The organism is Pseudomonas sp. R-28-1W-6, from assembly GCF_009799925.1.
Classification (GTDB): domain Bacteria; phylum Pseudomonadota; class Gammaproteobacteria; order Pseudomonadales; family Pseudomonadaceae; genus Aquipseudomonas.
Genome location: NZ_WELK01000006.1, coordinates 1 through 13,622, shown reverse-complemented (window position 1 = coordinate 13,622; position 13,622 = coordinate 1). Strand labels below are relative to the sequence as shown.

The 13,622-nt window shown below is 67.3% G+C and carries 13 protein-coding genes; 8 read left to right on the top strand and 5 right to left on the bottom strand.

Annotation, left to right across the window (positions count from 1 at the left end):
• Positions 1–6: 6 nt before the first annotated feature.
• The 3 genes from F3I62_RS12950 to cmoB all read left to right on the top strand — a co-directional run bounded on the left by F3I62_RS12950 (position 7) and on the right by cmoB (position 2,329).
• Entirely contained in the window at positions 7–552 is a 546-nt protein-coding gene (locus F3I62_RS12950; protein WP_372240127.1) for a hypothetical protein, read from the top strand.
• Positions 553–620: 68 nt separating this feature from the next.
• Positions 621–1,364 carry a carboxy-S-adenosyl-L-methionine synthase CmoA gene (gene cmoA / locus F3I62_RS12945; RefSeq protein ID WP_160490053.1) on the top strand — a complete coding sequence of 248 codons (744 nt, stop codon included), beginning with the start codon at positions 621–623 and terminating at the stop codon, positions 1,362–1,364.
• Complete coding sequence (gene cmoB / locus F3I62_RS12940; RefSeq protein ID WP_160490052.1) at positions 1,361–2,329, top strand: tRNA 5-methoxyuridine(34)/uridine 5-oxyacetic acid(34) synthase CmoB; 969 nt, start codon at positions 1,361–1,363, stop codon at positions 2,327–2,329. Before cmoA ends, cmoB begins: the two co-directional genes overlap by 4 nt.
• An 86-nt stretch (positions 2,330–2,415) precedes the next feature.
• Here the strand turns inward: cmoB and F3I62_RS12935 are convergent, their stop codons facing one another.
• Complete coding sequence (locus tag F3I62_RS12935) at positions 2,416–3,252, bottom strand: S1 RNA-binding domain-containing protein (protein WP_160490051.1); 837 nt, start codon at positions 3,250–3,252, stop codon at positions 2,416–2,418.
• 241 nt (positions 3,253–3,493) lie between these two features.
• Between F3I62_RS12935 and F3I62_RS12930 the strand changes: the two genes are divergently transcribed.
• Positions 3,494–5,695, top strand: a complete 2,202-nt coding sequence (locus F3I62_RS12930; RefSeq protein ID WP_160490050.1) for an LTA synthase family protein — start codon at positions 3,494–3,496, stop codon at positions 5,693–5,695.
• 72 nt (positions 5,696–5,767) lie between these two features.
• On the opposite strand, the gene F3I62_RS12925 is transcribed toward F3I62_RS12930, so the two are convergent.
• The gene (locus tag F3I62_RS12925) at positions 5,768–6,913 is read right to left on the bottom strand and encodes a PQQ-dependent sugar dehydrogenase (protein ID WP_160490049.1); all 1,146 of its coding nucleotides are present in this window, start codon (positions 6,911–6,913) and stop codon (positions 5,768–5,770) included.
• Positions 6,914–7,014: 101 nt separating this feature from the next.
• Here F3I62_RS12925 and F3I62_RS12920 point away from each other — a divergent pair, with 101 nt between their 5' ends.
• Positions 7,015–7,737: an rRNA pseudouridine synthase gene (locus F3I62_RS12920; protein ID WP_160490048.1), complete on the top strand. Its 723-nt coding sequence runs from the start codon at positions 7,015–7,017 to the stop codon at positions 7,735–7,737.
• 153 nt (positions 7,738–7,890) lie between these two features.
• On the opposite strand, the gene F3I62_RS12915 is transcribed toward F3I62_RS12920, so the two are convergent.
• Entirely contained in the window at positions 7,891–8,586 is a 696-nt protein-coding gene (locus F3I62_RS12915) for an ABC transporter substrate-binding protein (RefSeq protein ID WP_160490047.1), read from the bottom strand.
• Positions 8,587–8,764: 178 nt separating this feature from the next.
• Here F3I62_RS12915 and F3I62_RS12910 point away from each other — a divergent pair, with 178 nt between their 5' ends.
• Entirely contained in the window at positions 8,765–9,742 is a 978-nt protein-coding gene (locus tag F3I62_RS12910) for a zinc-dependent alcohol dehydrogenase family protein (RefSeq protein ID WP_160490046.1), read from the top strand.
• 49 nt (positions 9,743–9,791) lie between these two features.
• Here F3I62_RS12910 and F3I62_RS12905 read toward each other — a convergent pair whose 3' ends face one another.
• A complete protein-coding gene (locus F3I62_RS12905; protein WP_160490045.1) occupies positions 9,792–11,129 on the bottom strand; it encodes a DEAD/DEAH box helicase in 1,338 nt (445 codons plus the stop codon).
• Between the two features lie 246 nt (positions 11,130–11,375).
• Here F3I62_RS12905 and F3I62_RS12900 point away from each other — a divergent pair, with 246 nt between their 5' ends.
• The gene (locus F3I62_RS12900; RefSeq protein ID WP_160490044.1) at positions 11,376–12,029 is read left to right on the top strand and encodes a 7-cyano-7-deazaguanine/7-aminomethyl-7-deazaguanine transporter; all 654 of its coding nucleotides are present in this window, start codon (positions 11,376–11,378) and stop codon (positions 12,027–12,029) included.
• 139 nt (positions 12,030–12,168) lie between these two features.
• On the top strand, positions 12,169–12,576 hold the full coding sequence (locus tag F3I62_RS12895) for an anti-virulence regulator CigR family protein (protein ID WP_160490043.1): 408 nt from the start codon (positions 12,169–12,171) through the stop codon (positions 12,574–12,576).
• Positions 12,577–12,634: 58 nt separating this feature from the next.
• Here the strand turns inward: F3I62_RS12895 and rarD are convergent, their stop codons facing one another.
• On the bottom strand, positions 12,635–13,531 hold the full coding sequence (gene rarD, locus F3I62_RS12890) for an EamA family transporter RarD (protein WP_160490042.1): 897 nt from the start codon (positions 13,529–13,531) through the stop codon (positions 12,635–12,637).
• Positions 13,532–13,622: the final 91 nt, after the last annotated feature.

Sequence of the window (13,622 nt, the reverse complement as noted above, 5' to 3'; positions counted from 1 at the left end):
GTCATCATGTTGTTCCCATTGCTGTGCGTGGCAGGTTGCAGCAGCTTGCTGCCCAGCGAGCGCGCCGAGGCGATTTCGCCGTTCAGCGACTATCTCGATGCGGAAGTCCGCTACGCCCAGGCCGTGCCCGGCAAGACCACGCGCACGGAGCTGTTCTCCCTGGGCTTCGACCCACTGGCCCAGGGCAACGGCAAGATGCTCTCGTTCATCGACCTGCGCCTGATGTTCGTGCAGCCCAACGTGCCCATCGACTACCTGCCGGCCAGCCTGATCCAGTGCCTGGAGGCCAAGGACCGTTGCATCGGCTACGCCTTCGAGTTCCACAAGACCGACACCCAGCGGGTCGGCAGCTTCTGGGCCGACGTGCTGAACTTCCGCAAGCAACGCGAGCTGCAGGGCTGGACCTTCCGCGCGGTGTTCGTGCTGGTCGACGACATGCTGGTGCACAAGGTCAGCAACGGCGAACCGAACATCCGTCGCTACGAGGTCAAGCGAAACCCGCTGGGCCCGCTGCAGGGCGCCGGCGAGTTCTTTTCCGACCAGTTGAAGTGATGGTGGTTGGGCCGGGGCCGGCACTTGGCTAAAATGCCGGCCTTTTCGCCCCAACGCCCGGAATTGCCGTGACCACCCAGCCCGACCGCCTCTTCGCCCAGCCCCATGCCGAATTGCAGGATTTCACCTTCAACGAGGACGTGGTGCGGGTGTTCCCGGACATGATCAAGCGTTCGGTGCCCGGCTACCCGACCATTGTCGAGAACATCGGCGTGCTAGCCGCGCAGTTCGCCCAACCCAACTCGGCACTGTACGACCTGGGCAGCTCGCTGGGCGCGGTGACCCAGGCCCTGCGCCGGCATGTACGCACGGAAGGCTGCCGGGTGATCGCGGTGGACAACTCGCACTCCATGGTCGAGCGCTGCCGCGAGTACCTGCACGCCCAGGACTCGATGTTCCAGGAGCTGCTGCCGGTGGAGGTGCAGGAAGGCGACATCCTCGCCCTGGAATTTCAGCCGGCGTCCCTGGTGGCGCTCAACTTCACCCTGCAGTTCATCGCCCCCGAGCAGCGCCTGGCGCTGCTCACGCGCATCCGCCAGGCCCTGCTGCCGGGCGGCGCCCTGATCCTCTCGGAGAAGCTGCGTTTCGAGGACCAGCAGCAGAACGCCCTGCTCACCGACCTGCACATCGCCTTCAAGCGCGCCAACGGCTACAGCGAGCTGGAAATCGCCCAGAAGCGCAGCGCCCTGGAAAACGTGATGAAGCCGGACAGCCTGGAACAGCACCGCGAACGCCTGCTCGCCGCCGGCTTCAGCCAGGTGGTGCCGTGGTTCCAGTGCCTCAACTTCGCCTCGCTGGTGGCCCTGCCGTGATCGCCGCCCTCGACCTCGACGCCCTGCAACAGAGCCTGGCCGGCAGCCCGCTGCAGGACTGGGCGGCCGACCTGCCGGCGCAGATCGACGCCAAACTGGCCGTCGGCCACGGCGACCTGCAGCGCTGGTACGCCGCCGTGCAGAGCCTGCCGGCGCTGCAGGCCGAACACCAGGAACTGCGCGAGCAGCTGCGGCTTGACGGCCCCTGCGATGAAGCCACCCGTGCCCAGCTGCTCGGTGCCCTGCAGGGCCTGATCCCCTGGCGCAAGGGGCCGTTCGAGCTGTTCGGCGTGCACATCGACACCGAATGGCGCTCGGACTGGAAATGGGCGCGGGTCGCCCCGCACCTGGACCTGAAGAACAAGCGCGTGCTGGATGTCGGCTGCGGCAACGGCTATTACCTGTGGCGCATGCTCGGCGCCGGCGCCGCCAGCGTGGTGGGCATCGACCCCAACTGGCTGTTCCTCAACCAGTTCCTCGCGGTGAAACGCTACCTGCCGGATCTGCCGGCCTGGCACCTGCCGCTGGCCCTGGAAGAGCTGCCGGCCAGACTGGAAGGCTTCGACACGGTGTTTTCCATGGGCGTGCTGTACCACCGCCGCTCGCCCATCGACCACCTGCTGGAGCTCAAGGACTGCCTGCGCAAGGGCGGCGAACTGGTGCTGGAAACCCTGGTGGTGGAAGGCGACGCCCAGCAGGTGCTGGTGCCCGAGGACCGCTACGCGATGATGCGCAACGTCTGGTTCCTGCCCTCGGTGCCGGCGCTGGAGCTGTGGCTGCGGCGCGCCGGCTTCGTCGACGTGCAGTGCGTGGACGTGTCGGTGACCAGCGTCGAGGAACAGCGCGCCACCGACTGGATGCGCTTCCAGTCGCTGCCGGACTTCCTCGACCCGGCCGACCACGGCCGCACCGTCGAAGGCCTGCCGGCACCGACCCGCGCCGTGCTGGTGGCGCGCAAACCCTGAGCAGGGGTTAGGGAAGGCTCAAGGGCTTCGGTAACACCCGCGCAAGGCCTCTGGCGCGCGCGGCGCCCCCCACAAGAAGCCCGAACTCAGACCAGCTCAATGCGGTCGTCGTGAATGACGATCAGCCCCTGCTTGAACAGGCCGCCGATGGCCTTCTTGAAGTTGCCCTTGCTCACCCCGAACGCCTGGCTGATGGCCGCAGGCTCGCTCTTGTCGCTCAACGCCAGGCTGCCGCCCTGCTCGCGCAGGCGGGCCAGGATCTGCTCGCTGAGGCTGCTGGCGGCGGCCTGGCCGACCGGCTGCAGGCTCAGGCTGATCTTGCCGTCGGCACGCAGTTCCTTGATGAAGCCCTTCTCCTGCATGCCGCTGCGCAGGAACTTGAATGCCTCGTTCTTGTGGATCAGGCCCCAATGCTGGTTGTTGATGATGGCCTTGAAGCCCATGTCGGTCTGCTCCACCACCAGCAGATCCACGGCTTCGCCGACCTTGTAGCGCGGCGCCGTGTTATCCAGGTAGCGGTCCAGGCGCGCGGTGGCGGTGATGCGCTTGGTGCGCTTGTCCAGGTAGACATGCACCACGCAGTAGTCGCCGACCTGCAGCGGACGCTTCTCCTCCGAATGCGGCAGGAGCAGATCCTTGGGCAGGCCCCAGTCGAGGAACAGGCCGACCCGGTTGATCTCCACCACCTTGAGGCTGGCGAAGCCGCCCACCTGGACCTTGGGCCGTTCGGTGGTGGCGATGATGCGGTCTTCGCTGTCCAGGTAGACGAACACGTTGAGCCAGTCGCCGACTTCGCTCGGCTCGCCCTTGGGCACGTAACGGTTGGGCAGGAGGATTTCACCGTCGGCGCCGCCGTCGAGATAGAGGCCGAAATCGGCCTGCTTGACCACCTGCAATGAGTTGTAGCGCCCGATCAGAGCCATGTTCACCACCTTGTCTGCAAGGCCGGCATTCTACCCGTTGCCACTGCCGCGCGCTGCCCCGGCGGGCGAATGGCCGGCGTCCCTTCATCGCCTGGCATGCCCGCTCCTCGCCTGCGGCCGGTTTGCATTCGCCACTGGCGCATAGCACGGTCATGTTTCAGAATCATGGCAGGCAGCAACTTCGGCTCGCCGAACTGGTCATAGCTACACGGATTCTCGCTGTCCGATCTCAGGAGCCCCTGTGCGTCCTTTCAGCCGCTGGCTGCCGTACCCTGCCGTGTCGCTCTGCGCCCTCGGCCTGCTGTTCATCATCCTGCCAGTCGCCAGCCGCTATTGGCTGGGCTGGTCGAGCCTGGCCGGCTACCTGTCCGACCTCGGCATCGGCAGCCTGCTGCTGCTGCTCAGCTACCGCCGCCCGCTGCTCGCGGTGCCGCTGATACTGGCCTGGGGCCTGATGCTGCTGGGCAACGCCGAGCTGGTCACGGCCGTGGGCCGCATGCCCGAGCCGGGCGACCTGAAATACCTGAGTGACCCGCAGTTCGTCGGCCGCTCCACCCAGGGCGCCGGGATCACTTATCCGGGGCTGGCCGTCGCCCTGATCGGCGTCGCCCTGGCCTGCCTGTTCAGCGGGCGCCAGCGCTGGCCGGCCCTGCCGCGCTACAGCCTGGCCGTGCCGCTGGCCCTGCTGCTGGGGCACGCCGCCGACCAGCGCTTCAACCCCAGCGAAGCCGACCAGTGGCAGCAGTTCAACCTGCCGCACAAGCTCCTGGCGGAAAGCCTCAACCGCGCCCAGCACGGCCTCGAGGACTGGCTCGACGGCGACGACGCCAACAGCCCGCCGGATATCGCCGGTCTGGCCAGGCTGGACCTCAGCGGGACGCCGCTGCTGGCCGGCGCCGGCAAGGCGCGCAACGTGCTGATCGTCACCCTGGAAGGCATTCCCGGCGCCTATATCGCCGCCAACCGCGCGGCGATCGGCAGCAGCTACAGCGAAGACCTGATGCCGCGCCTGAGCCAGTGGGCCGAGCGCAGCATGACCACCCCCGATTACGTGCTGCACAGCCACCAGACCATCCGCGGCCTGTACGCCATGCTCTGCGGCGACTACAGCAAGCTCGACTCGGGCACGCCCAAGGGCGTCGAGCTGCTCAACAACCCGGCGCGCAGCGAGCAGTGCCTGCCGGCGCAGATGCGTTCCCAGGGCTTCAGCACCCACTTCCTGCAGGGCGCCGGGCTGCGCTTCATGGCCAAGGACCAGATCATGCCGCAAATGGGTTTCCAGCAGACCCACGGCCGCGAGTGGTTCCGCAACAAGCCCTACCTGGAATTCCCCTGGGGCATGGACGACAAGGCCTATTTCGAGGGTGCGCTGAAATACGTCAAGCAACTGCGCCAGCACAAGCAGCCGTGGATGCTCACCCTGCTCACCGTCGGCACCCACCAGCCCTATTCCGCGCCCAAGGAATACCTGGAGCGCTACCCCACCGCCAAGCAGGCCGCCATCGGCTACCTGGACGACGCGGTGGCCGACTTCCTCGCCGGGCTGGAAAAACAGGGCGTGCTCAAGGACACCCTGGTGATCGTCACCTCCGACGAGTCCCACGGCCTGGAAAACGTGCGCCTGGCCTCGGCCTGGGGCTTCAACCTGGTGCTGGCGCCCGACCAGGCCGCGCTGCCCAAGGTCAAGCCCGGCGTCTATGGCCACGTCGACCTGACCGCCTCGGTGCTCGACTACTTCGCCCTGCCGGTGCCGGACAACATCGCCGGGCGCTCGCTGTTTCGCGACTACACCACCAGCCGCGAAATCATGTCCTACACCAACGGCATGCTGCGCCAGCACGATGGCGCCGTGTTCACCGAGTGCAACTTCCAGCAGGTCTGCCGGCGCTATGCCAGCAAGGGCTTCATAGCCGAGCAGGCCGAGTACCTCGGGCGCATCAGCGGCAAGCAGGCGCGCCTGGTCAGCCAGCGCGCGGCCCTGCTCGACCAGTCCATCAGCGGTGGCCAGGTCGGCCAGCGCTACCAGTTCGCCAACCGCGAGCGCATCGACCTGAAAACCGAGGCGCGCGATGACTGGGCGGACAACCTGATCGGCGCGCAATACCTGGAAATGCCCGAAGGCACGCGCACCCGCGTGACCCTGAAGATCGAGGCCGTGCGCCTCGACCGCCACGGTGCCAGCCTGCGCCTGAAGACCAAGGAGTTCGACCGCGACGTGCAACTGAGCATCCCCGAACTGCCGGCCCTGCAGCGCGGCAAGACGGTGACGCTGAGCTTCGACTTCGACAACCCCAAGACGCGCAAGGCGTTCTCCTTCCACCTGCTCGGCGAAGGCCGCGGCGCCATCCGCATCAGCGACTTCAGCGTGGTCACCGAGCCGCTGCCGCCGGAACTGATCGCCGTGCAGGCCCCGGAAGACACGCTGGAAACCCTGGCGCACTAAGCGCCAGGCGCCGCCGCCCCGTAGGGTGCGCCGTGCGCACCACAAGCCAGACCCTGCTGCGCACGGCGCACCCTAGGGCTGTCGCAGCCCCAGGCGCAGCAGTTTGCCGTCGGCCTCGTCGGTCAGCAGGTAGAGATAGCCGTCGGGCCCCTGGCGCACATCGCGGATGCGCCAGCCGCGCTCGGCCAGCAGGCGTTCCTCGTGCGCCACCTCGTCGCCGTCCAGTTGCAGGCGGATCAGTGCCTGCCCGGCCAGGGCACCGATGAACAGGCTGTGCCGCCAGGCCGGAAAGCGCTCGGCCGAGTAGAACGCCATGCCACTGAGCGCCGGCGACTTTTCCCACACATGGTGGGGCGGCTCGGTGCCAGCCAGCCGCTCGCCCTCGGCCTCGGGGATCGGCAGGAAGCTGTAGTCGATGCCGTGGGTCGCCAGCGGCCAGCCGTAGTTCCTGCCGGCCTGGGGAATATTGATTTCATCGCCGCCGCGCGGACCGTGCTCATGCAGCCACAACTGGCCGCTCCAGGGATTGAGCGCCGCGCCCTGAGCATTGCGATGGCCGTAGGACCAGATTTCGCCGCGCACCCCGGCCCGGCCGACGAAGGGGTTGTCCGCCGGGATGCGGCCATCGGCATGCAGGCGCACCAGCTTGCCCTGCAGTTTGTCCAGCTGCTGGGCCGCGGTGCGCTGGCCGTTCTCGCCCAGGGTGATGAACAGCAGCCCCTGACGATCGAACACCAGGCGCGAGCCGAAGTGAATGCCAGTGGACAGCTTGGGCTGCTGACGGAAGATCACCGTAAAACCCTCCAGGCTGCGCCCGTCGTCACTCAGCCGGCCGCGGCCGACCGCCGTGCCGGCCCGCTCGCCGCTGGCATCCGCCTCGGCATAGCTCAGGTAGACCAGGCGATCGCGAGTAAAATCCGGCGACAGCGCCACATCCAGCAGCCCGCCCTGGCCCTGGGCAAACACCGCCGGCACGCCGTGCAGCGGCGCCGACAGGCGGCCCTGGCCATCCAGCCGGCGCAGGCGTCCGGGCCGCTCGCTGATCAGGCTGCCCTGGCCATCGGGCAGGAACGCCAGGCCCCAGGGGTGCTCCAGGCCGCCCACCAGCACCTCCAGGGTCAGTTCGCCCAGTTCGCTGTTCTCCGGTGCCGCCGAGGCCGGCAGCGGCAGGCCCAGCAGCAGGCAGCACAGGCCCGCAGGCAACAGGTGCTTGAGCATGGGTTTTCCTCCTCAATGGCAGCATTGTTGTCGCACAGTCCCGGCGGCAGGCCCAGGCCGGTTACAATCACGGTTCATTTCCTTTTGTGACTGTAGCCACCATGAGCGAACCCGAGCGTCTGTCCAAACGCCTGACCCAACAGCTGCCCTGCTCGCGCCGCGAGGCGGAGCTGTATATCGAGAACGGCTGGGTCACCGTCGACGGCCGCGTGGTGGAAGAGCCGCAGTTCAAGGTGCGCGACGAGCAGATCGCCCTGCTGCCGGGGGCCGTGGCGGAAACCCTGCCGCCGGTTACCCTCATCCTGCACAAGCCGGCCGGCATGGGCTGCGGCCTGGGCGCCAACTCGGTGCAACAGCTGCTGACCCGGGCCAACCAGATGGAGAACGATGCCAGCGGCATTCGTCCGCTGCAGCGCCACTTCACCCGCCTGGACATGCTCACCCCGCTGGAAACCGATGCCAGCGGCCTGCTGGTGTTCAGCCAGAACCGCTCGGTGATCCGCCTGCTCAAGGACGATGCCGACCAGCTGGAACACGAATACGTGGTCGAGGTCGGCGGCGAGATGATCGGCAACGGCCTCAAGCGCCTGGCCTTCGGCCTCAGCTACAAGGGCGTGACGCTGGCGCCGTGCAAGGTCAGCTGGCAGAGCGAGAACCGCCTGCGCTTCGCCATCAAGGCGGTGCAACCAGGGCAGATCCGCTTCATGTGCGAAAGCGTCGGCCTGCAGGTCGTGGGCATCCGCCGCCTGCGGATCGGCCGCACCGGCCTGGCCAAGCTGCCGGTCGGGCAGTGGCGCTACCTGGGGCCGAACGAGAAGTTCTGAGAACCTGTTTAAAGTCTGCTGCGCGTCGGCCATGCTGCGTTGAAATCGGGCTCAGAATGCTCATTTACAACTCGTAAACTGCGCTTCTTCGCCCGATTTCGCCTTGCCTGGCTCTAGCTCGCGAGACTTTGAACAGGTTCTGAGGCCCCGTCGTCAGTAATCGGCGTAGCGCTGCTCGATCCGCAGGTACTCGCCACTGGCGCGAATCGCCGCCAGGCCGCGGTCGAAACGCGCGCGCTGCTTATCCAGGCGAAAGCCGACGCTGTAGGGCGTGGCCGGCAGCACCTGGTACCAGGTCAGCGCCTGGTGGGTGTCCACCTGCCCCGCCACCTCGCGATTGAAGTAAGCCAGGATGCGCGGATCGCCCACCACCACCTCGACCCGCCCGCTGTACAGCAGGCGGTTGCGATTGATCTGCTGCGCCTCCTCGCGGTAGCGCGGATTGGCGGCGGCCATGGCCTGGAACTGCGGGCCGAGCAGGTAACGCGCGCGCTGGAAGGTGCTCACCGAATAGCCGGCCAGATCGTCGATGCTGCTGATCCGGTAGCCGCGCGAACTCAGGGCCACGGCCGCGTTGTGGTAATGGATATAGGTCGCCGAGTAGTGCGCCGGTATGCCGCTGCGCGGGTTGGTGGTGGCGATACCGTCCAGATCGCCGCGGCGCAGCGCCAGGTGCAGGCGCTCCATCGGCGCGTAATGCGCGTGCAGGGTAAAACCGGCCTCCCGCGCCGCGGCCGCCACCAGGTCGTACTCCAGGCCCCGCGCCTCGCCCTCGAACACATAGGGCGGCTTGTGCGTACCGAAACCGATATGCAGCGGCTCGGCCGCCGCAGCGCCCGTCAACACCATCAACCCCGCCAGCCAGCCACAACAACGCATGCCCACCCCCCGATCCACGGCCAAGAATAGGCTGCCTGGCCGACAACATGCCATCAGCCATACGTATGCCAGGCGATTCATCCGCAGGCGGTCGCCAGGGGCTAGACTCAGAGGTCTTAACTGCCTTGTGTCCCCTTGGAGAATCCCCATGCTCAAAGCCGAATACCAGCACCGCGGCAAGGTGCCCCAGGACGTCATCGAAGCGGTCGAACTGACCCTGCCGCCGCTGCCGGCCGGGCAGGCGCTGGTCAAGGTGCTGGCGGCACCGATCAACCCCTCCGACGTGCTCACCCTCACCGGCGAATACGGCATGCTGCCGCCGCTGCCGGCGATCGGCGGCAACGAGGGCGTCGGCCGGATCGAACAGCTGGGTGATGGGGTGAAGCACCTCAAGGTCGGCCAGACCGTGCTGCTGCCGGTCGGTTGCGGCACCTGGGTGACCCACCTGCACGCCCCGGCCGACAAGCTGATCCCGCTGCCGGACGCCGACCCGCAGCAACTGGCGATGATGACCATCAACCCGCCGACCGCCTCCCTGCTGCTCAGCCAGTTCGTCGACCTGCAGCCGGGCGACTGGGTGATCCAGAACGCCGCCAACTCCGGGGTCGGCGGCTACCTGATCCAGCTGGCCAAGCTGCGCGGCTTCAAGACCATCAACGTGGTGCGCCGCGAGTCGGCGATTGCCGGGGTGCAGGCCGAAGGCGGCGACGTGGTGCTGGTCGACGGCCCCGACCTGTTCAAGCGCGTGCGCGAAGCCACCGGCGGCGCGCCGGTGCGCCTGGGCATTGATGCCATCGGCGGCGAGGCCACCGACCACCTGGCCGCGTCCCTCTGCGAGGGCGGCGTGCTGGTCAACTACGGCCTGATGAGCGGCCAGCCGTGCCAGGTCTCGGCCGCCTCGTTCGTCTTCCGCGACGTGACCCTGCGCGGCTTCTGGCTGGCCAAGTGGTTCCAGAAGGCCACCCCGGCCGAGCAGTTCAAGGTGTTCGGCGAACTGACCCAGCTGATCGCCGCCGGCAAGTTGAAGGCACGCGTCGCCGCCACCTTCAATATCAGCCAGATCAAGCAGGCCATCGCCGCAGCGGCCAGCGGCGAGCGCGACGGCAAGATCCTGATCGTGCCCTGATCGCGCCACGCAGAAACACAGAGGGGGCCTTCGGGCCCCCTCTTTGGTTTCACTCCGCCGCCGGCTTCTTGCGCTTGAGCGGCGCCAGGCCGTCCTGGCTGACCACCGCCGACGGTGCGTTGTTCGGTCGCGCAGTCGGCTTGCGCTTCGGTGCGGCGGCCTTGGCGCCGGTCTTCTTGGCGTCCTTCTTGTCGACCTTTTTCTTCTTCGGCCCGACAGGCTTGCCGGAGGCCTTGAGGTTCTTCGGCCCCTGGTAGATGCCCTTCAGCTCCTTGATGTTGCGCCGCTCGAACCGCTGCTTGAGGTAGCGCTCGATGCTCGACATCAGGCTCCAGTCGCTGTGGGTGATCAGCGAGATGGCCAGGCCCTCGCCACCGGCACGCCCGGTGCGGCCGATGCGGTGCACGTAGTCGTCGCCGGAGCGCGGCATGTCGAAGTTGATCACCAGGTCCATGCCGTCGACATCCAGGCCACGGGCGGCCACGTCGGTGGCGACCAGCACCTTGGCGCCGCCCTGCTTGATGCGGTCGATGGCCAGCTTGCGGTCCTTCTGGTCCTTCTCGCCGTGCAGGACGAACACCTTGTGCTCGGCCGCCACCAGCTTGCCCCACAGGCGATCGGCCTGGACCCGGGTGTTGGTGAAGATGATCGCCTTCTGGTAGGTCTCGTTGGCCAGCAGCCACTCGACCAGCTGTTCCTTGTGGTAGTTGTGGTCGGCGGTGATGATCTGCTGGCGGGTGCCCTCGTTCAGCTCGCTGACGCTGTTGAGCTTGAGGTGCACCGGCTCGCGCAGCACGCTGGCGACCATCTCGCGCAGGCCATTGCCGCCACTGGTGGCGGAGAACAGCATGGTCTGCTGGCGGTTCGCGCACTCCTTGGCCAGGCGCTGCACGTCTTCGGCGAAGCCCATGTCGAGCATGCGGTCGGCTTCGTCGAGGATCAGCACTTCCACGTCGTTGAGCTTGAGGGTGCCGGCGTTGAGGTGCTCGAGCAGGCGCCCCGGGGTGCCGATGAGGATGTCCGGCACCTTGCGCAGCATGGCGGCCTGGACCTTGAAGTCCTCGCCGCCGGTGATCATCCCCGACTTGATGAAGGTGAACTGGGAGAAGCGCTCGACTTCCTTGAGCGTCTGCTGCGCCAGTTCGCGGGTCGGCAGCAGGATCAGCGCACGGATGGTCACCCGCGGCAGGGCATCGCCCATCAGGCGGTTGAGCAGCGGCAGGACGAAGGCCGCGGTCTTGCCGCTGCCGGTCTGCGCCGTCACCCGCAGGTCGCGTCCTTCCAGTGCCGGCGGAATCGCCGCTTGCTGTACCGGCGTCGGCTCGGTGAAGTTGAGCTCGGCGACGGCCTTGAGCAGGCGTTCATGCAGGGCGAATTGGGCGAACACGGGGCATACCTCGACAAAAAATCAGCAAAACAGCCGCATAGATTACCGGTTGTCAGGGTAAATGACCGCCTCTGTTATGCAAAAAGCCACCCAGCACCGGCCGAACGGCAGTTTGCCGGTAGGCCAGGCCACGCCGGAGACTGTCTGTTTTTTGTACAAAGCTGAACAAGCGGATAGAATGCGCGCCGCCTGCCAATCCCGGCGGGCATGGGTTCCCTAACCCCATTGACTAAAAAGGTCTGCCCCATGTCCCTGCTTCCCGAGCAGCGTCGGCGCTCCGCGCTGGCGGTGCTGATCGCCTTCCACATCCTCATCATCATCGCCAGCAACTACCTGGTGCAGCTGCCGATCACCCTGCTGGGCTGGCACACCACCTGGGGCGCCTTCAGCTTCCCGTTCATCTTCCTGGCCACCGACCTGACCGTGCGCCTGCTCGGCAAGGGCCCGGCGCGCCAGGTGATCGCCCGGGTCATGCTGCCGGCGCTGCTGGCTTCGTATGTGGTCTCGGTGCTGTTCCAGGAAGGCGCCTTCCATGGCCTGGCAGCACTGGGCCAGTTCAACGAGTTCGTCCTGCGCATTTCCGTGGCCAGCTTCCTCGCCTATGTGCTCGGCCAGGTGCTCGACATCCAGGTGTTCGACCGCCTGCGCCGCCTGCCGCAGTGGTGGATCGCCCCCACCCTGTCCACCATGGTCGGCAACCTGCTGGATACCTTCGCCTTCTTCTCCGTGGCGTTCTGGCGCAGCAGCAACGCCTTCATGGCCGAGCACTGGGTGGAAATCGCCACGGTGGACTATGGCGTCAAGCTGGCCGTCAGCCTGATGCTGTTCGTGCCGCTCTACGGCCTGCTGCTCAACGCCATCCTGCGCCTGCTGGCAGGGCGGGCTCGCGTGGCCGCCTGAGCAGGCCGGCAGCCCGTTCGTGAACCAGCGCCAAAAGCCGTTATCGCCGGCGTCGCAGCGCAGCGGGTTTTCAGCCACACTGCAGGGGCGCAGCCTCTGCGCGCCACCACTCGCCCCTGCTTCTTTGCGGAGTAATTCCATGTCCCGTTCCTTGCTTTTCGCAGTCACCGGCCTGGCCCTGGCCATCGGCCTGAACAGCGCACTGGCCGCCCCCAAAAACGACAAGCAGGACAAGCACGGCGGCGGCAATGACGAAGTGCAGGTCGACCTGCACGGACCGAGCATCGATATCGGCCAGGTGCGCATCACCCTCGGCAACAACCGCGAGCTGATCGGCCCGACCCAGGCCCTGCCGCCGGGCATCCGCAAGAACCTGGCGCGCGGCAAGCCGCTGCCACCGGGGATCGCCAAGCGCTTCGACAGCCGCCTGCAGAGCCAGCTGCCGCACTACGACGGCTACGAATGGCAGCAGGCCGGCACCGATGTGGTGCTGGTCGCCATCGCCACCGGCCTGATCTACGAAGTGCTGCAGAACGTGCTGGACTGAGTCGCGGGAACCGCGCCGCTTGTCCAGCGGCGCTCGCCACCACTCCTGCAATAGCCGCTCAGAAGCCCTGGCGCGCCTGCCTGCGCAGCAGGCGTGCACTGTCCCAGCCGGTCAACAGCACCGCCAGCCAGATCGGCGCGTAGGTCCACAGCTGCCGGGGATCGAAGGTCTCGCCGAGAAACAGCACCGCCAGGGCGAACAGCAGCACCGGCTCGACGTAGCTGAGAATGCCGAACAACCCCAGCGGCAGCAGGCGGCTGGCCGCCATCATCGCGCCGAAGGCCAGGGCACTGAGCAGGCCCAGCCCCGGCAGCAGCCACCACAGCTGCGGCGCCTGGCCGAACACGCCGAGCGGGCCATGGGCATGGATCAGCCAGATCGCCAACGGCGCCAGCACCAGCATCTCCAGGACAAAGCCGGACAGTGCATCCAGGCGCATCCAGCGGCGCAGCATGAAGTACGGCGGATAGCCCAGGGCGGCGACCAGGGTCACCCAGGAAAACGCCTGGGTCAGCCACAGCTCGTGGACCACGCCGAGCAGCGCACAGGCCACGGCCAGACGCTGCAGCGGGCGCAGGCGCTCGCCGTAGAACAGCCGGCCGACCAGGACCATGGCCAGCGGCAGGAGGAAGTAGCCGAGCGAGACTTCGAGCATGCGCCCGGCCAGCGGCGCCCAGACGAACAGCAGCCACTGCACGCCCATCAGCGCCGCCGCCAGCAACAGCGCCGGCAGCAGCAGCGGCTCGCGCCGCAGGCGCAGCAGCGCCGCCCCCAGCACCGCCCACTGGCGCGCCAGGGCGACCAGCAGCAGGACCGCGGGAATCGACCAGAGAATGCGCTGGGCGAACACCTGCAGCCCATCCAGCGGCGCCAGCTCGCGCACGTAGCCCGGAATCAGCACGAACAGCACCGACGCCGCCACCGACAACGCCACACCACGACCAGACAAATGCACTGGAGCCTCCGGGCCCAGGATTGAGTGGCGACCATAGAATTAAATCCGGATTTTTGGCCGAGCAGAGCCGGGCCCAGTGCGCTGCTCCGGG

Bases quoted from the DNA above. Each gene is read 5' to 3' on its own strand.
- F3I62_RS12910 (WP_160490046.1), top strand. From the start codon at position 8,765: ATGCTCAAAGCCGAATACCAGCACCGCGGCAAGGTGCCCCAGGACGTC.
- F3I62_RS12935 (WP_160490051.1), bottom strand. From the start codon at position 3,252: ATGGCTCTGATCGGGCGCTACAACTCATTGCAGGTGGTCAAGCAGGCC.
- F3I62_RS12950 (WP_372240127.1), top strand. From the start codon at position 7: ATGTTGTTCCCATTGCTGTGCGTGGCAGGTTGCAGCAGCTTGCTGCCC.
- F3I62_RS12895 (WP_160490043.1), top strand. From the start codon at position 12,169: ATGTCCCGTTCCTTGCTTTTCGCAGTCACCGGCCTGGCCCTGGCCATC.
- F3I62_RS12920 (WP_160490048.1), top strand. From the start codon at position 7,015: ATGAGCGAACCCGAGCGTCTGTCCAAACGCCTGACCCAACAGCTGCCC.
- F3I62_RS12900 (WP_160490044.1), top strand. From the start codon at position 11,376: ATGTCCCTGCTTCCCGAGCAGCGTCGGCGCTCCGCGCTGGCGGTGCTG.
- F3I62_RS12925 (WP_160490049.1), bottom strand. From the start codon at position 6,913: ATGCTCAAGCACCTGTTGCCTGCGGGCCTGTGCTGCCTGCTGCTGGGC.
- F3I62_RS12915 (WP_160490047.1), bottom strand. From the start codon at position 8,586: ATGGTGTTGACGGGCGCTGCGGCGGCCGAGCCGCTGCATATCGGTTTC.